The organism is Stutzerimonas sp. R40042 (genome assembly GCF_026642215.1).
Lineage (GTDB): Bacteria > Pseudomonadota > Gammaproteobacteria > Pseudomonadales > Pseudomonadaceae > Stutzerimonas > Stutzerimonas frequens.
This window is the reverse complement of record NZ_CP113258.1, coordinates 3655001-3671966: the sequence shown is the minus strand read 5'-3', so window position 1 is coordinate 3671966 and position 16966 is coordinate 3655001. Positions and strand designations below refer to the sequence as shown.

At 62.4% G+C, this 16966-nt stretch carries 17 protein-coding genes and 1 pseudogene (1 of these 18 only partly in view); 12 read left to right on the top strand and 6 right to left on the bottom strand.

All coding sequences use genetic code 11. The features are described 5' to 3' along the window. Positions 1 to 8: 8 nt before the first annotated feature. Positions 9 to 344, bottom strand: coding sequence for a Rieske (2Fe-2S) protein (locus tag OUY36_RS17380; protein ID WP_110776054.1), 336 nt, complete (start codon positions 342 to 344; stop codon positions 9 to 11). Positions 345 to 476: 132 nt separating this feature from the next. Here OUY36_RS17380 and OUY36_RS17375 point away from each other — a divergent pair, with 132 nt between their 5' ends. The 3 genes and pseudogenes from OUY36_RS17375 (at position 477) to OUY36_RS17365 (ending at position 3176) form a co-directional block, all read left to right on the top strand. Next, positions 477 to 1514: a FecCD family ABC transporter permease gene (locus OUY36_RS17375; protein WP_267935256.1), complete on the top strand. Its 1038-nt coding sequence runs from the start codon at positions 477 to 479 to the stop codon at positions 1512 to 1514. A 59-nt stretch (positions 1515 to 1573) separates the two neighbouring features. Further along, a pseudogene (locus OUY36_RS17370) lies at positions 1574 to 2281 on the top strand (heme ABC transporter ATP-binding protein); the annotation flags it as partial. A gap of 10 nt (positions 2282 to 2291) precedes the next feature. Then, the gene (locus tag OUY36_RS17365) at positions 2292 to 3176 is read left to right on the top strand and encodes a ChaN family lipoprotein (RefSeq protein ID WP_267935252.1); all 885 of its coding nucleotides are present in this window, start codon (positions 2292 to 2294) and stop codon (positions 3174 to 3176) included. Positions 3177 to 3391: 215 nt separating this feature from the next. On the opposite strand, the gene OUY36_RS17360 is transcribed toward OUY36_RS17365, so the two are convergent. From OUY36_RS17360 to OUY36_RS17345, 4 genes are all read right to left on the bottom strand, one after another. Continuing rightward, positions 3392 to 4189, bottom strand: coding sequence for a Crp/Fnr family transcriptional regulator (locus OUY36_RS17360; RefSeq protein ID WP_125866887.1), 798 nt, complete (start codon positions 4187 to 4189; stop codon positions 3392 to 3394). A 110-nt stretch (positions 4190 to 4299) separates the two neighbouring features. Next, complete coding sequence (locus OUY36_RS17355) at positions 4300 to 4563, bottom strand: TfoX/Sxy family protein (protein ID WP_063540405.1); 264 nt, start codon at positions 4561 to 4563, stop codon at positions 4300 to 4302. 18 nt (positions 4564 to 4581) lie between these two features. Beyond that, positions 4582 to 5364 (bottom strand): class I SAM-dependent methyltransferase, encoded by a 783-nt coding sequence (locus OUY36_RS17350; protein WP_125866886.1) that lies wholly within the window; start codon positions 5362 to 5364, stop codon positions 4582 to 4584. 72 nt (positions 5365 to 5436) lie between these two features. Then, a complete protein-coding gene (locus OUY36_RS17345; RefSeq protein WP_267935249.1) occupies positions 5437 to 6999 on the bottom strand; it encodes a bifunctional aminoglycoside phosphotransferase/ATP-binding protein in 1563 nt (520 codons plus the stop codon). Between the two features lie 159 nt (positions 7000 to 7158). On the opposite strand from OUY36_RS17345, the gene mrcB reads away from it, so the two are divergent. The 3 genes from mrcB (at position 7159) to OUY36_RS17330 (ending at position 10568) form a co-directional block, all read left to right on the top strand. Then, positions 7159 to 9471, top strand: a complete 2313-nt coding sequence (mrcB, locus tag OUY36_RS17340) for a penicillin-binding protein 1B (RefSeq protein ID WP_102838504.1) — start codon at positions 7159 to 7161, stop codon at positions 9469 to 9471. A 66-nt stretch (positions 9472 to 9537) separates the two neighbouring features. Continuing rightward, on the top strand, positions 9538 to 10245 hold the full coding sequence (locus OUY36_RS17335; RefSeq protein WP_156245377.1) for a tetratricopeptide repeat protein: 708 nt from the start codon (positions 9538 to 9540) through the stop codon (positions 10243 to 10245). Further along, positions 10245 to 10568 (top strand): YqcC family protein, encoded by a 324-nt coding sequence (locus OUY36_RS17330; RefSeq protein WP_063540402.1) that lies wholly within the window; start codon positions 10245 to 10247, stop codon positions 10566 to 10568. The genes OUY36_RS17335 and OUY36_RS17330 overlap by 1 nt, the downstream gene beginning before the upstream one ends. A gap of 37 nt (positions 10569 to 10605) precedes the next feature. Here OUY36_RS17330 and OUY36_RS17325 read toward each other — a convergent pair whose 3' ends face one another. Further along, positions 10606 to 11037, bottom strand: a complete 432-nt coding sequence (locus OUY36_RS17325) for a DUF4124 domain-containing protein (protein ID WP_063540401.1) — start codon at positions 11035 to 11037, stop codon at positions 10606 to 10608. Between the two features lie 406 nt (positions 11038 to 11443). On the opposite strand from OUY36_RS17325, the gene OUY36_RS17320 reads away from it, so the two are divergent. The 6 genes from OUY36_RS17320 to msrQ form a co-directional block, all read left to right on the top strand. Then, a complete protein-coding gene (locus tag OUY36_RS17320; RefSeq protein WP_110778940.1) occupies positions 11444 to 13168 on the top strand; it encodes an acetolactate synthase 3 large subunit in 1725 nt (574 codons plus the stop codon). A 2-nt stretch (positions 13169 to 13170) separates the two neighbouring features. Continuing rightward, the gene (gene ilvN, locus OUY36_RS17315) at positions 13171 to 13662 is read left to right on the top strand and encodes an acetolactate synthase small subunit (RefSeq protein ID WP_013983830.1); all 492 of its coding nucleotides are present in this window, start codon (positions 13171 to 13173) and stop codon (positions 13660 to 13662) included. A 77-nt stretch (positions 13663 to 13739) separates the two neighbouring features. Further along, positions 13740 to 14756 carry a ketol-acid reductoisomerase gene (ilvC, locus tag OUY36_RS17310; protein ID WP_003303406.1) on the top strand — a complete coding sequence of 339 codons (1017 nt, stop codon included), beginning with the start codon at positions 13740 to 13742 and terminating at the stop codon, positions 14754 to 14756. 152 nt (positions 14757 to 14908) lie between these two features. Then, positions 14909 to 15748 (top strand): CDP-diacylglycerol--serine O-phosphatidyltransferase, encoded by an 840-nt coding sequence (gene pssA / locus OUY36_RS17305; protein ID WP_063540400.1) that lies wholly within the window; start codon positions 14909 to 14911, stop codon positions 15746 to 15748. 54 nt (positions 15749 to 15802) lie between these two features. Then, the gene (gene msrP, locus OUY36_RS17300; protein ID WP_267935243.1) at positions 15803 to 16810 is read left to right on the top strand and encodes a protein-methionine-sulfoxide reductase catalytic subunit MsrP; all 1008 of its coding nucleotides are present in this window, start codon (positions 15803 to 15805) and stop codon (positions 16808 to 16810) included. Beyond that, positions 16810 to 16966: the beginning of a protein-methionine-sulfoxide reductase heme-binding subunit MsrQ gene (msrQ, locus tag OUY36_RS17295; protein ID WP_267935241.1), read on the top strand. It continues 467 nt past the right edge of the window; only the first 157 of its 624 coding nucleotides appear in the window; its start codon is at positions 16810 to 16812; the stop codon falls past the right edge of the window. The genes msrP and msrQ overlap by 1 nt, the downstream gene beginning before the upstream one ends.

Below are 16966 nucleotides of genomic sequence, written 5' to 3'. Positions count from 1 at the left end.
GCCCGTGCTCAACTGTCGCCCTGTCGATCAGTTTGCAACCAGATGCTGTCGTCCCGCTCGATCACATCCAACTGCCGCAGCGATTGACCGGCGCAGGGGCCGGCGACGCATTCGCCAGACTCGATAAGGAACAGTGCTCCATGCGTGGCGCATTGCAGTAGGCTGCCGCTTTCGTCGAGAAAGCGGTCGGGCAGCCATTCCAATGGTACGCCCCGGTGCGGACAGCGGTTCTCGTACAGGTAGGGCCGACCATCCCGGCGAACCGCGATGACTTTCAGCTCGCCCGAGCTGAAGCCGCGGCTCTGCCCCTCGGGCAGTTCGGATGTTGCGCACAAGCGGATCATAGAGCCTCCGGCGTAAGCCGCGATTATTCCGCAGAGTTGGTTTGGTTGCAGCCGAATTATCCCTCCATGGACTGGCGATGGTCGCAGGGGAATCTTATTCTTCGCCGCTCATTCCGCTTGGCGTAGCCACCGATGGGCCCTGCGATACCCGTGCGAATTGTCTTTGTGCTGCTCGGCCTGCTGTTGCTGCTGGCTGTCTGGCTGTCACTGGCGCTGGGGGCGCTCAACCTGCCGCTGGACGATACGCTGGCAGCTGCGCTTCGTCTGCTCGGCCTGCCGGTCGAGCGAGACGGAATCGAGCAGGCAGAGCTGATCCTCGCGCAGATTCGCCTGCCGCGTACGTTGCTGGGTTGTACGGCTGGGGCGGTGCTGGCGCTTTGCGGGGTGGCGATGCAGGGATTGTTTCGCAATCCGCTTGCCGATCCGGGGCTGGTCGGTGTCTCCAGCGGGGCAGCACTTGGAGCTGCAAGCGCAATCGTCGGCAGCGCGTTATTCCCGGTACTGCCGCAGGCATGGGACCCCTATGTGCTGTCGGTGAGCGCCTTTCTCGGTGGGCTTGGGGTGACTTTGCTGGTGTATCGACTCGGCCGGCGCGAGGGACAGACGCACGTCGCCACGATGCTGCTGTCCGGTATCGCATTGACGGCGCTGGCTGGTGCCATCGTCGGGCTGTTCAGTTATCTGGCCGATGACCGCACCTTGCGCTCGCTGACCTTCTGGAACCTCGGCAGTCTGAACGGCGCCAGTTATGGCAGGCTCTGGCCCTTGCTGCTGATTGCGGTCGTCGTGATCTGCTGGCTCCCACGGCGTGCCAATGCGCTGAACGCTTTGCTGCTGGGGGAATCGGAAGCGCGTCACCTGGGCTTTGCCGTCGAACGAATCAAGCTGGAACTGGTGGTCTGCACAGCGTTAGGCGTGGGGGCGGCGGTCGCGGCTACCGGTCTGATCGGTTTCGTCGGTCTGGTGGTTCCGCATCTGATGCGGCTGCTGCTTGGGCCCGATCACCGGTTGCTGTTACCCGCCGCGGCGCTGGCTGGCGCCGCTCTGCTGTTACTGGCGGACGTGGTTGCGCGCCTGCTGATCGTTCCGGCCGAGCTGCCGATCGGTATCGTCACCGCGTTACTCGGTGCGCCGTTCTTTCTCTACCTGCTGATGCGGGAGCGTGGCTGATGTTGGTGGGCAGCGACCTGTCGGTGCGGCGCGGAGCGATCACGGCGTTGCACGGCGTTTCCCTCGAACTGCGACCGGGGCAGGTGTTCGGTGTGCTCGGCCCGAACGGTGCTGGCAAAAGCACGCTGTTGGCGACACTCTGCGGCGAACTCGAACCGGCGACCGGGCAGGTCTTGCTGAACGGTCGTAGGCTGAACGAATGGCCTGACCGGGATCGGGCCTGTCGCCTGGCGGTGCTGCCGCAGAGTTCGACGCTCAGTTTTGCATTCCGGGTAGCGGATGTGGTGGCGATGGGGCGCTTACCCCATCGCAGCGGGTGTGCGGCCGATGCCGGCATCGTTACGGCGGCCCTGCGTGCCGCGGACGTGCTGCATCTGGCCGAGCGCAGTTATCTGCAGCTGTCTGGCGGTGAGCGGCAGCGCGTGCATCTGGCCCGTGTGCTGGCGCAGCTCTGGCCCGGTGGGGCTGGCCACGTGCTGTTGCTCGACGAGCCAACCGCAATGCTCGATCCTGCCCATCAGCACAGCGTTCTCCTGGCGGTGCGGCAGTTCGCCGAGCAGGGCGGCGCCGTGCTGGTGATTCTGCATGATCTGAATTTGGCCGCGCGCTACTGTGATCATCTGCTGCTGCTCAAGAAAGGCTATCCGCAGGTGGCGGGCAAGCCTGTCGACGTGCTCCGCGAGGAGCCGCTGCGAGCCGTGTTCGATCTGGATGTCTTGATTCAGAGCCATCCCGAGCGCGGACATCCGTTGATCATCGCCCGTTGAGGAGCCGATTGTGCGCATCGTTCTATTACTCGTGCTGGGGTTGTTGGCAGGCTGTCAGTCGCTTGCGCCGTTGCCGCGATGGCAGAGTCCGGAAGGGCGCGACCATCCGGATCTTGGGCTGATCGTGGATCTGCGCAGCGGAACGTCACTGACGCCCGCGCAGCTGACGGCTCGCCTGGCCGGCTACGAGGTCGTGCTCGTCGGAGAGCGCCACGACAATCCGGACCATCACGCACTGCAGTTGTGGTTGTTGCGTGCGCTGACGCAAGCGCGCCCGCAGGGCAGTCTGCTGCTGGAAATGCTCGAACCCGAACAGCAGGCGCGAGTGGACAGGGTGCGCCGCGGGCTGCGTGAAGGGCAGTCACCCAGCGATCTGCAGGCTGCGCTGAATTGGCAGGAGGGCTGGGACTGGAAGCTCTACGGTCCGCTGGTCAGCGCTGCGCTCGCGCAGCCCTATCCGCTACTGCATGCCAACCTTGGTCGCGACGAGATCATGGCGATCTACCGTGAACTGCCCGCATTGTCGGGAGCGGCCTCCACGAGCGATGTTGTGCGTGCGGCCCTGCTGGCGCAGATCGAGGCCTCTCATTGCGGTCTGCTGCCCGCCTCGCAGCTGCCGGCGATGCTGGCTGTGCAACAGCAGCGCGACCGGCGCATGGCCGAACGCCTGCTTGCCGCGCCGGAACCCGCGCTGTTGCTGGCAGGTGCCTTTCATGTCCGACGTGATCTGGGTGTGCCGCTGCATGTCGAGGATCTGTCCGAACGGAGGCTCGCGGTGTTGATGCTTGCCGAAGTCGGTCACAAGGTATCGGCAGCAGAGGCTGATTTCGTCTGGTATACGGCGGCGCAGCCTGAGCAGGATCACTGCGAACAGCTGCGTCAGCGCAGCAAGTGATGATGTTGTCGCGCACTTTTCCTACGGACAAAAAAAGACCCGGCAGAGCCGGGTCAAAACCGTGATTAGCCTGATGAGGAGATAACCTGAAGGTTCGACTGCCTGAGCCTTCAGCTATCGGCTGACCTCGCGATCAGTTGCGATAATAATAACAATTCTCATTTCTGCGTCAACAGGCTTTCTCAAAAAATTTACTGCCCGCGATTCCGGCTTCGCTAGACGGCGATGTTGACCCGCAGGTGGGTGACCTCCTTGTTCAGCAAGTCGATGCGGCGCGCCATGCTCTCGATGAGGCTGTGGGCGATGCGCGGATTGCTCTGCGTCAGGCCGAGAAACTGTTCCTTGGGGATCACCATGACCGTGCACGGCTCGCTGGCGACCACCGTTGCGCTGCGGCGCTCGCGAGTGAACACCGCCATGGCGCCGAAGATCTCGTCCTTCTGGACGTCGCCGACCTTCTGTCCATCAACGATCGCCTCCGCGTGGCCTTCGATGATGATGAATACGTTGTCCGCTTCGTCGCCCTGGCGAATGAGCTCCTCGCCTACCGCGAAATGCTTGAACCCGGTTGCCGGGCGAATCTCCGGTTGCTTCAGGCGTGCCAGCGCGTCGCCGAGCAGGGCGGTATGACCGATCAGGTATTGCGTGAAGAGTTCCTGCCGATGCGTGTCGCCATGAACGTGCTGAAACACCGCGTTGCGCGAGTAGGGCACCAGTGTGACGGGCTCGTCGCTGCTGTAGCGGCATTCGGGCAAGTCGGCGGCCTGGCGCAGGCCGATCAAGTCGCCTTCCTGCAGATAGAACAGTGGTTTGCCGTCGATCACCGCATGCAGCAGGCCGGTCTCGATCACGAACAGCTGCTGGGGCGGCAGCTCCGCGCAAAGGTCGTCGGTGTGTTTGATGTCGAGATTGGGGCCTGATGGTTGCAGGCCCTCCAGCAGCTGGCTGGGGATGGCTTGCAGGCGGCTGATCAGGCGATCGGCATACGCCGGTTGTTCCCCGAGTAGATACATGTCGGTAATCCTTGAACGAGCGGCAGACGATTGGCAGGGTCACGTTGACGCACAATAGGCCCGGTCGCGCGAGCGAGTAAATCGTGCCGAGCGGAGGTTGTGAGCTAGCTCTAGTTGTCGGGCTCGTTGCTCAGGTTCCGATTCAGCTCGTCCTTCAGCGGGGACGGTAGTTGCTGCCAGGGCACGTCACGCAGTGCGCCTTCAATGGCATACAGCAGAACCTTGGACGCAGCAAAGCCGCGCGCCTTGACTGCTCGATAGGAGCTGACCGAGCCGAGCCGCCGCAGGTCATCCCTTGTGTGAATGCCCGAAGCGTGCAGCCACTGGACCGAGGTCTTGCCGAGATTGCGGAGCGATAGCAGTTCGTCGTGCATGGCGGCGTCCTTGCATTGCTAGCGGTTGGGGAAGCCTGTAAGGAAGTGTAGCGGCCAGCGGACTGGGCGCCGCTGATCGGGTGGGCCCCAGGCCGAGAGAATTTGAGGTTCGTGCAGCTCGATGGGGTCGCGGCCGTGCTGCCGTTGCCATTGCTTGACGGCTGACCAGGTACGCAAGTAGCCCAACAGCTCGCCGAGATTCCACTGTGCCTCAAGGGCGAAGGGCGGCGTGTCGATGCATGTGAACGGTGGTCGGATATCTCGATAGCCGGCGTCGACGCTGGCGCGACCGGCAGGCCAGTAGCCAGCAAGCGTTTCGTGGTAGAGGTGATTAATGACGGCGTCCACATCCGGGGATACTTCCAGCAGGCTGTAGCACCAGGCGCAGAACAGTCCGTTGGGCTTCAGCGCTTGTCGCGCCTGGGCAAAGAATGCCGGAGTGGCGAACCAATGCAGTGCCTGCGCGACGACGATCAGGTCGAGCAGGCCGTTTCGCAGAGGCAGGTGCTCTGCCTCTGCGACGAAACGCTGCACGTGCGCCCAACCATCGCCCGCGGCAAGCTGCTCGGCACTGGCATCGCAGGCTAGCACCTGACGGAAGTGGCGCGTCAGCGGAAGGCTGGCCTGACCGTTGCCAGCGGCCAGGTCCAGGGCGCTGTCGGTAGCGGCGCATTGGCTGGCAAGCCAGGCGAAGAGCGCCTCCGGGTAGGTCGGACGGTAACGGGCGTAGTTATCGGAGCGGCTGGAGAACAGCTGAACGCTGTCACCGGCTCCGGAGAGGCGGGGTTCGCTGGCAGGCATGGGCATTTCCACGGTTGTTATACCGGGAGTATAGAGGCACCGCCGCGGCCTGCCGGCGACGGTGCCTAACGGTCAGAGCCCCGGCAGGCGCTGGCGGATGTTGGCGACTAGCTCGTCGAGGCTGCCGGCATCTTGCGTCTGGACCCGGCAGCTGTGCAGGCGCTCGCTGTCGCTCAGCGGCTCGCGGCTGGCCTGCTGCGCGCGGACCACCTCCATCGTCGCGTCGGACGGATCAAGGCCTTCGGCCTGACGCTGGGCGAGCCATTGTGCGATCACCGCTTCCGGAGCCTCGCAGTCGAGGATGAGGAACGGCACGCCGGTCGCTTCGGCTGCCTGCCACGCCGCCTGGCGTTGCGACTGCTTCAGGTATGCCGCGTCGATGACCACGGCGAAGCCGGCTTGCAGTGCGCCGGTCGCCAGCTGGTGCAGGCGCTGGTAGGTCGCTTCGCTGGCTTGCGGGCTATAGATGCCGCTATCGAGTTGGCCTGCCTGCGCCTCAGGCTGCTCGCCGTGCAGACGCTTGCGCTCGACATCCGAGCGCAGACGCACCGCGCCCAGCGCTTCGACCAGGCGCAGTGCCACGTGGCTCTTGCCAACGGCCGATACGCCGTGGGTGATGGCGAGGAAGCGGGACGGAATCGCGCTGTAGCTTTCGGCAAGGTTGGCGTAGCCGCGATACTGGCGCAGGACTACCTTGCGCTGCACGGCGTCCTGCTCCTGATACAGACGGAACAGGCTGACCTTGCCGCGAACCAGTGCACGATAGGCTTTGTACAGGTTGAGCAGGGCCAGTGCTGCGTAGTCGCCGGTGTGCTCCAGCCAGCCATTGATAAAGCGCCGGGCCTGGCATTTCAGCCCGCGATCCTCAAGGTCCATGGCCAGGAATGCAGCATCCGAGGCGACATCGATCAGGCGGAACGGCTCATTGAACTCGATGCAATCGAACAGCACGACCTTGCCATCGATCAGCGTCGCATTGCCCAGGTGAAGGTCGCCATGGCATTCGCGAACGAGGCCTTGCTGGCAGCGCTGTTCGAGGAGCGGGCGCAGGCGCGTGATACTGGTTTCGGTCCAGTCTTCGAGCGCGTCCAGCTGGCGCAGGTCTTCCGGCTCGCTGAGCAGCGGGCGGATCTGTTCGAAGTTCTGCCGCATCGGTGCGACGATTGCGTCGGCGCTGTTCAGCGCATGGTCCGCTTGTACCTGCGGTGTACTGACGTGGAAGCTGGCGATCTGCTCGGCCAAGGCGTCGATATGCGCATCGGTCAGCTCGCCGCGGGCCTGGACCTCGGCCAGCAGCTGGGATTGCGGGAACTCGCGCATCTTCAGCGCGTACTCGAAGGGCTGGCCGTCGCCACCGATCACCGGGGCATCAGGCGAGCCGCTGATGGGCAGCACTTCCAGGTAGAGATCGGGCGCCATGCGCTGGTTGAGGCGCAGCTCCTCTTCGCAGAAGTGCTTGCGCGCGGACACATCGGTGAAGTCGAGGAAGCCGAAGTCCACCGGCTTCTTGATCTTGTAGGCGTACTGGCCGGTGAGGATGACCCAGGAGATATGGGTTTCGATGACCCGAAAGCCTTCGGTGGGGTGCGGATACAGGGCAGGATTCTGCAGGGCGGCGATCAGTGCTTGGCTCACGGTCATTCCTTGTCGAAGTTCTTGAACGGGGCGTGCGAGTCCACTGCGAAGCAGTCCACACAGTCGTAAAGTCGCCGGCATTATGGCCGCTGAGCGTTGCGCTGCAAACCGCTGAGAGGCCGTCAATCCGCGGCGGCAAAGTGCGTATAATGCGCCGCCATGACTAAACCTCGCTCCCCTCGTAATCGCTCCAAGCGCCGCTCCAGTGGTGCTCGCCCTTGGTTGGGCTGGGCGGTCAAGCTCTCCATTGTCGGCCTGGTGATCCTGGCCGGTTTCGCCATCTACCTCGATGCTGTCGTGCAGGAGAAATTCTCCGGCAAGCGCTGGACGATTCCGGCAAAGGTCTATGCGCGACCGCTGGAACTGTTCGTCGGTCAGAAGCTGGACAAGAACGACTTCCTTGCTGAGCTGGACGCGCTCGGCTATCGGCGCGAGCGCTCGGTCAGTGGCCCGGGCGGCGCTTCGGTTGCCGGCAATGACATCGAACTGCACACCCGCGGCTTCCAGTTCTACGAAGGTGCCGAGCAGTCGCAGCGGCTGCGGGTGCGCTTCTCCGGCGATTTCGTTGCCGGCCTCAGCAGCGCAAACGGTAGCGCCCTGCCTGTGGCGCGGCTGGAGCCGGTGCTGATCGGTGGACTGTATCCGGCGCACAACGAAGATCGCATCCTGATCAAGCTGGACCAGGTACCACCTTATCTGGTGGAAACGCTGGTCGCAGTGGAGGACCGGGAGTTCTTCAATCACTTCGGCGTGTCGCCCAAATCCATTGCCCGCGCCGTCTGGGTCAACCTGACTGCCGGCCAGGTTCGCCAGGGTGGCAGTACCCTGACCCAGCAGCTGGTCAAGAACTTCTACCTGACCAACGAACGCAGCCTCAGCCGCAAGGCAACCGAGGCGATGATGGCTGTGTTGCTGGAGCTGCATTACGACAAGCAGGAAATCCTCGAGGCCTACCTGAACGAGGTCTTCCTCGGCCAGGATGGCCGTCGCGCCGTGCATGGTTTCGGACTGGCCAGCCAGTACTTCTTCGGTCAGCCGCTGGCCGAGCTGAAGCTGCCGCAAGTGGCGCTGCTGGTCGGTATGGTCAAGGGGCCGACCTACTACAACCCGCGGCGCAACCCCGAGCGTGCGCTGGAAAGGCGCAATCTGGTGCTCGATCTCTTGGCCGAGCAGCAGGTCATCAGTGTCGATGAGGCGGCCAAGGCCAAGCAGGCGCCACTGGGGGTAACCCAGCGCGGCAGCATGGCGGACAGTTCCTATCCGGCCTTCCTCGACCTGGTCAAGCGCCAGCTGCGCGAGGACTATCGGGACGAGGACCTCACCGAAGAGGGCCTGCGCGTCTTCACCAGCTTCGATCCGGTGCTCCAGCTGAAGGCCGAGCAGGCCATGAGCGAAACCCTCAAGCGACTCGGCAAGGCCACCGAGGGCGTCGAGGGCGCGATGATCGTCACTAATCCCGAAACCGGTGAAATCCAGGCCATGCTGGGTAGCCGCCAGCCAGGTTTCGCCGGCTTCAATCGGGCGCTGGACGCGTCGCGTCCGATCGGCTCGCTGATCAAGCCGGCCATCTACCTGGCCGCGCTGGAGAAGCCCAGCCAGTACACGCTGACCAGTCTGCTCGAGGACGAGGCTTTCTCCGTGAAGGGCGCCGATGGGCAGGTATGGAAGCCTCAGAACTATGGTCGTCAGGCGCATGGGACGGTGTACCTGTACCAGGCGCTAGCCAATTCCTACAACCTGTCGACAGCACGGCTCGGGCTCGATCTGGGCGTGCCGAATGTGCTCAAGACACTGGAGCGGTTGGGTGCCTCGCCGAAGTGGCCAGCCTACCCGTCGATGTTGCTCGGGGCGGGTGGCTTGAAACCTATCGAGGTAGCCGGCATGTATCAGACCCTTGCGAATGGCGGTTTCAATACCCCGCTGCGAGGCATTCGCAGTGTGTTGACTGCCGATGGCGAGCCCCTCAAGCGTTATCCGTTCCAGATCCAGCAGCGTTTTGACCCGGGCGCTATTTATCTCACCCAGTACGCCATGCAGCGCGCCATGCGCGAGGGCACTGGGCGCTCGGCCTACAATCGGCTGCCGCAGTCGCTCAATCTGGCTGGCAAGACCGGCACTACCAATGATTCGCGTGACAGCTGGTTCGCTGGCTTCAGCCAGGACGTGCTGGCGGTGGTCTGGTTGGGGCGTGACGACAATGGCAAGACGTCGCTGACCGGCGCCACCGGTGCGCTGCAGGTCTGGACCGACTTCATGCGCAGGGCCGATCCGCTGCCGTTGCAGATGCCGGTGCCGGACAATGTGGCCTACGCCTGGGTCGATGCCCGTAGCGGGCTTGGCACAGACGAGCGCTGCCCGGATGCCGTGCAGATGCCCTATATTCGTGGCAGCGAACCGGCCCCCGGACCTGGCTGCGGCATTCAGGCGCCGGCGGAGTCGGTCATGGATTGGGTACGCGGCTGGTTGGAGTAACTGCCGCGGAGGTCGCGTGCTTCTTGGTTCTACGTTGAGAGGTCTGAATTGGTGAACAAGCAGTGGATGGCCGTTGTTGCAGCGGTGACGCTGGTGCAGGGGTGCGCGACAGTGGATCGTGGTTCGATCCCCGTGGTGGACTCAGGCGCTCCCGTTTCCGAGGAGGTGGCGGCTCGCCAGGGATACCGCGCGCCAGCCGCGGTCGCGACGCCAAGGCAGCAGCAGGAGGATTCTGGGGTGGTGGTGATGGTGCCGCAGGGTACTTCCGCACCACTTGAAACCTTCGCCGCACCGGATGTGCCGTTTTCGTCGTCCAGTGGTGCATCCGACGACGCTACGCAGCCAACCTGGCAGCCCGCACCGTCGATTTCCGCACCGCCCAGTACGCCGCAGCCAAGCATGCCCAGCGGGATTCCTTCATCCAACAGCGGGCTGGCAGCGGACGAGCAGCTCGACGGTCCAGTTCTTGCGTTGCTGACGACAGCACAGCAACAGCAGGGTGGCGGCGACCTCAACGGAGCCGCCTCCAGTCTCGAGAGAGCACAGCGTATCGCTCCGCGCGAGCCGCAGGTGCTCTACCGTTTGGCTCAGGTCCGCCTGGCCCAGGGCGATGCGACTCAGGCCGAGCAGCTGTCGCGCCGGGCGTTGAGCTATGCCAGCGGGCGGCCAGCGCTCCAGGCCAGCCTCTGGGAGCTGATCGCCCAGGCGCGCGAACGGCAGGGCGACAGCGCCGGTGCCGCTCAGGCGCGTGAGCGCGCCAAGGTCAGTCTGTGATGGATAGTCGGCTTCCGGCGATCGCGCAGCAGTTGCTGCTGATCGAGCGTGAGCTGCGGCTGCTGGGGTTGTGGAGTGTGGATTCGCCGGCTCCAGAAGCCCTGGCTAGTGTGGAGCCGTTCTGCGTCGACACGCTGCGTTTCGAACAATGGCTACAGTGGATCTTCCTGCCGCGAATGAAGGTGATCGTTGAGGCGGATCAGCCGTTGCCCGCTGCGTCCGGTATCTGCGCAATGGCCGAAGTGGTCTATCGTGAGTCCCAAGTGGCGACGCTGCTGGAGGCCTTGCGCGGCTTCGACGCCCTGATCGAAGCGTCGTCCTAACGCCGCGCTTGGCGGCGCCGGTCGATCGGATGATGGATCAGTTGCAGTTTTCCGCGATCTTGTCGCGGGTTTCCGTTATCCGCGCCTGACGTTCCTCTTCGGTGATTCGCCGCGTTTCACCATTCTCTTCGACTCGCACGCGTGGGTTGTTCTGCAGCTGGGCCAGGTTCGTGCGCATGGTTTCGCAGTAACGCTTGCGCTCGGCCTCCTGCTCGGCGACCTGCTGTTTCACCTTGCGGTCGATGCTTTGCTGATCGGGCTCGCTTTTTTCCTGCGAGGCCGGTGCCGGCGCTGTTACGGATTTGCCTGGCGCAACCACGGTATTAACAGTTTCCACCTGCTGCCCCTGCGGCGGCTGGGCGCCAAAGTGCGTCACGCCCTGGGCATCCACCCATTTGTACACCTGCGCGGCCATGGCATTGCCGCAAAGCGCCAGCGCCAGGCCGCTCGCAAGAACCGTCAATCGCATGCTGTTACCTTCATCAGGATCGGAAAACGGCCTCCACTATACCCAAAAGCCGAGGGCGTACTTCTGCGCGCCGTCACAGCTCGAGGTTGGCTGAAACGTAACGGCAGGCTTGACTTGCGGGTGCCGAATCCGAACAATCCGAGGCTTGCTGTCCTGAGTCGCCTCGCCGCAAGCGATACCGGCTCAGTCTAGACAGACATGAGGTGCTACCCGCGCCGACCTGCATCACCCGCAACGCGTTACCTCGCGCTGGGTGGAGAGCCCGCGACACCAGGGACTCTTCCGATACTGGCTCAATCAGTGGCTGACGTAGTCGGCGACCACCGTCGCTCATGCCCTGTTGGCAGTAAACCTATTTCTGGCGGCTCCGGCTTGGACCGCTATCTGGCGTTCAGAGGTGAACAACGTGGAACTCTTATCCGGCGCTGAAATGGTCGTCCGCTCCCTGCGTGACGAAGGCGTTAAGTACATCTACGGGTACCCGGGCGGTGCCGTTCTGCATATCTACGATGCGCTTTTCAAGGAAAAGGCCATCGAGCACATCCTGGTTCGTCACGAGCAGGCCGCCACGCACATGGCCGATGGCTATGCGCGCGCGACCGGCAAGGCCGGCGTGGTGCTGGTGACCTCCGGTCCCGGGGCGACCAATGCCATCACCGGTATAGCCACCGCCTTCATGGACTCGATCCCGATGGTGGTCATCTCCGGTCAGGTGCCCAGCACCATGGTCGGCACCGATGCCTTCCAGGAAACCGACATGATCGGCATCTCCCGTCCGATCGTTAAGCACAGTTTCATGATCAAGCATCCTTCGGAAATCCCCGAAGTGATGAAGAAGGCGTTCTATCTCGCCGAGTCCGGGCGTCCAGGGCCGGTTGTCATCGATATCCCGAAGGATATGACCAACCCGGCCGAGAAGTTCGAGTACGTCTACCCGAAGAAGGCCAAGTTGCGTTCGTACAGCCCGGCCGTGCGTGGGCATTCCGGTCAGATTCGCAAGGCAGCGGAGCTACTGCTGGGCGCCAAGCGGCCAATCATCTACGCCGGTGGCGGTGTGGTCCTTGGCAAGGCCTCGGCGCAATTGACCGAGCTGGCGAAGATGCTCAACCTGCCGGTGACTAACACCCTGATGGGCCTGGGGTGCTTTCCGGGCAGCGACCGCCAGTTCGTCGGCATGCTCGGCATGCATGGTAGCTACACCGCCAACCTGGCGATGCATCACTCCGATGTGATCCTCGCGGTCGGCGCGCGTTTCGATGACCGCGTGATCAACGGCGCGACCAAGTTCTGCCCGAACGCCAAGATCATCCACATCGATATCGACCCGGCATCCATCTCCAAGACCATCAAGGCGGACATCCCGATTGTCGGTCCGGTGGACAGCGTGCTGACCGAGATGGTCGCCATCGTCAAGGAGATCGGCCAGGCGCCGAATGCCGAGACCGTGGCCAGCTGGTGGAAGCAGATCGACGAGTGGCGCGGCAATGGCCGGCTGTTCCCCTACAACGAGGGCGATGGTTCGATCATCAAGCCGCAGGCCGCCATCGAGGTGCTCTGCGAAGTGACCAAGGGCGAGGCTTATATCGCCTCGGACGTTGGTCAGCATCAGATGTTCGCCTGCCAGTACTACAAGTTCGACAAGCCCAACCGCTGGCTCAACTCGGGTGGCCTCGGCACCATGGGCTTTGGTCTGCCGGCAGCCATGGGCGTGAAGCTGAACTTCCCCGAAGCCGATGTCGCGGTGGTGACGGGCGAGGGCAGCATCCAGATGAACATCCAGGAGCTGTCCACCTGCCTGCAGTACGACCTGCCGGTGAAGATCATCAACCTCAATAACGGTGCGCTGGGCATGGTCCGCCAGTGGCAGGACATGGTGTACAACAGTCGCTACTCGCACTCCTACATGGAATCGCTGCCCGACTTCGTCAAGTTGGCCGAGGCCTACGGGCACGTCGGCATGCGCATCACCGATCTCAAAGATCTCAAGCCGATGATGGAAGAGGCGTTCGCCATGAAGGACCGCCTGGTCTTCCTGGATATCGCCGTCGACACCGCCGAGCATGTCTATCCAATGCAGATCAAGGATGGCGCGATGCGTGACATGTGGCTGAGCAAGACGGAGCGGACCTGATCATGAGACATATCATTTCCCTGCTGATGGAAAACGAACCGGGTGCGCTGTCTCGTGTGGTCGGCCTGTTTTCGCAACGCAACTACAACATCGAAAGCCTCACCGTGGCACCGACCGAAGACCCGACCCTGTCGCGTCTCACGTTGACCACGGTAGGGCACGAGGAAGTGATCGAGCAGATCACCAAGAACCTCAACAAGCTGGTGGAAGTGGTCAAGCTGGTCGACCTGTCGGAGAGCGCCCATATCGAGCGCGAACTGATGCTGATCAAGGTCAAGGCCACCGGCGCTCAGCGCGCCGAGGTCAAGCGCACCACCGACATCTTCCGTGGGCAGATCGTCGACGTGACCACCAGCGTCTATACCATTCAGCTGGCCGGAACCAGTGACAAATTGGACAGCTTCATCCAGGCCATTGGTACCGCCTCGATCCTCGAGGTTGTGCGCAGCGGTGTCACCGGAATCTCTCGCGGCGACAAAGTGCTGAGTATCTAACGACTGCCGGACACGTCGTCTCGTCAGTCAGCAACGTTTTATCGAATGGCCCACGAGGCCGGCAACAGGGGTAATTCATGAAGGTTTCTTACGATAAAGACTGCGACCTCTCCATCATCCAGGGCAAGAAGGTCGCCATCATCGGTTACGGTTCCCAGGGTCACGCGCACGCGTGCAACCTTAAGGATTCCGGCGTCGACGTCACCGTCGGTCTGCGTCCGGGTTCGTCTTCCATTGCCAAGGCCGAGGCCCATGGCCTGAAGGTCAGTGACGTTCCAGCCGCCGTTGCCGCTGCCGATCTGGTAATGATCCTGACCCCGGACGAGTTTCAGGGCCGCCTGTACAAGGACGAGATCGAACCGAACCTGAAGCAGGGCGCGACCCTGGCCTTCGCTCACGGCTTCTCCATTCACTACAACCAGGTCGTGCCGCGTGCCGATCTGGATGTGATCATGATCGCTCCGAAAGCGCCAGGTCACACCGTGCGTTCCGAGTTCGTCAAGGGCGGCGGCATTCCCGACCTGATCGCGATCTATCAGGACGCTTCCGGCAATGCCCGTAACGTCGCACTGTCCTACGCCTGCGGCGTCGGCGGTGGCCGTACCGGTATCATCGAAACCACCTTCAAGGACGAAACCGAAACCGACCTGTTCGGCGAGCAGGCCGTTCTCTGTGGCGGTTGCGTCGAGCTGGTCAAGGCCGGCTTCGAAACCCTGGTCGAAGCTGGCTACGCGCCGGAAATGGCCTACTTCGAGTGCCTGCATGAGCTGAAGTTGATCGTCGATCTGATGTTCGAAGGCGGCATCGCCAACATGAACTACTCGATCTCCAACAACGCCGAGTACGGCGAGTACGTGACCGGTCCTGAAGTGATCAACGCCGAGTCCCGCGCTGCCATGCGTAATGCCCTGAAGCGCATTCAGGACGGCGAGTACGCCAAGATGTTCATCACTGAAGGCGCCGCCAACTATCCGTCCATGACGGCCTACCGTCGCAACAATGCGGCCCATGGCATCGAAGTGGTCGGCGAGAAGCTGCGCGCGATGATGCCTTGGATCGCTGCGAACAAGATCGTGGATAAGAGCAAGAACTGATCGGTTTTTCTGCTCAAGAAACGCGGCTACGGCCGCGTTTTTTCATTCTGTTCCCCGGCTTCTGGTATAAATCGCGGCTTTGGCCAGGCTGAACCGCGAGTGTGTCGATCTGGTCGAAATCTATCCGTACCTGTTGTAGAAGGTGAATGCGCATGAGTGGACAATCCGAAGAGCCGAACAAGCCAGTCGAACCAGAAAGCATTCTGCCGATCGACGAGCATGTGGAGGAAACCCAGGAGGCTGACGGCCGCAAGGTACGCCACCGGGGCATCTACCTGCTGCCGAACCTGTTCACCACTGCCAACCTCTTCGCTGGGTTCTTCTCGATCATCACGGCGATCAACGGCAATTTCTATGTGGCCGCGGCGACCGTCTTCGTCGCGATGGTGCTCGATAGTCTGGACGGACGCGTTGCGCGCCTGACCAATACGCAGAGTGCTTTCGGCGCTGAATACGACTCGCTGTCAGACATGGTGGCTTTCGGTCTGGCGCCTGCGGTGCTCGCATACGAGTGGGCGCTTTCGGAGCTCGGGAACGTTGGGCTCACCGTCGCCTTCATCTACGTTGCCTGCGCGGCGCTGCGTCTGGCACGTTTCAATACGCAGATCGGCAAGGTGGACAAACGCTGGTTCATCGGATTGGCGAGTCCGGCCGCGGCGGGCGTGGTGGCTGGTTGGGTCTGGGCCGTTTGGGCGCTCGATGATGCCGGTATTCGTGGCGTCGATCTGCCGCTGGTGCTGGTCATGCTCTTTGCGCTGATGGTCGCGGCTGCCGGGCTGCTGATGGTCAGCAATATCAAGTACTACAGCTTCAAGGATCTGGACCTGAAAGGGCGGGTTCCCTTCGTTGCGATTTTGGTCGTGGTCTTGGTGTTTGCGGTGGTATTCAGCGACCCGCCTCGTATCCTCCTGCTGATCTTCCTCGCATATGCGGTTTCCGGCCCGGTTCAGTACCTGATGCAGCTGCGTCGGCGTAAGCGCGTCGAGGGTTGATTTTCGATCTGGCTGCGCGTATTGCTCGTTCAGAGCCGATACGCGGAGCTACTCATGCTGATCAGAATCCCCCCTTCCGGTACGTGCCGTGAATCTGAGGTTACGACGGAGACGGTCTATCGAAGTCGGCGTCGCTTCATTCAGAGGGCAGCAATTGCCGGGGCGGCTTTGGGGTTGCCCTCTCTGGTCCCGGCATCCGAGCAGTACCCCGGCGTCCCCGATGCGCCAGCCTCTCCTTGGTTTGTTGGCAAACTGAGCGATACCCGTTGGCGCGCTGTCGTCCCGGAAGGCGAAGCCGTCACTCCGTATGCGGACGCCACCCAGTACAACAACTTCTATGAGTTCGGCCCCAACAAGGGCGACCCGGCGCGCTACGCCGGCGAGTTGAAAGTCGAGCCGTGGACGGTGCTGATTGATGGTGCAGTCGAAAAGCCAGGACGCTATTCGCTCGAGGATCTTTTTGCGGAAGGGCAGCTCGAGGAGCGGATCTATCGTCTGCGCTGTGTGGAGGCCTGGTCGATGGTGATTCCCTGGCTAGGTTTTCCGTTGGGCGACCTGATTCGGAGGGTTCGCCCCCTTTCGGCAGCAAAGTTTGTACGCTTCGAAACGGCTTACCGGCCCGACGAGATGCGTGGCACGCGTTCCAGCTTTGCATTGATCGATTGGCCGTATGTCGAAGGGTTGCGCATGGATGAGGCGATGCATCCGCTCAGCCTGCTCGCCGTTGGCATGTATGGTCGGGTATTGCCGAATCAGAATGGGGCGCCATTACGGCTAGTCGTGCCGTGGAAGTACGGCTTCAAGAGCATCAAATCGATCGTGCGAATCAGCTTCGTAAGTGAGCAGCCGACCACCACCTGGCAGTCGATGGCTCCTGAGGAGTATGGGTTCTACGCCAACGTCAACCCACAGGTCTCCCATCCGCGTTGGTCTCAGGCTCGTGAGAGGCGGCTTCCTGGGAGCCTGTTCAGCCCCAGCGTCCGGGAGACCCAGCTGTTCAACGGCTATGCCGATCAGGTGGCAGGCTTGTACGCTTCGATGGATCTCACCAAGGACTACTGATGCGTTACCCTTTGTGGCGGCTCGGTGTGTTCCTATGCGCCGCTAGCGTACCTCTGTACTGGCTATATCTCGCCTGGACGTTTGCGTTGGGACCTGACCTTGGAAAGGTTTTGGTGGATAACCTGGGGCAGGGCGCTCTGGTCCTCTTGCTTCTAA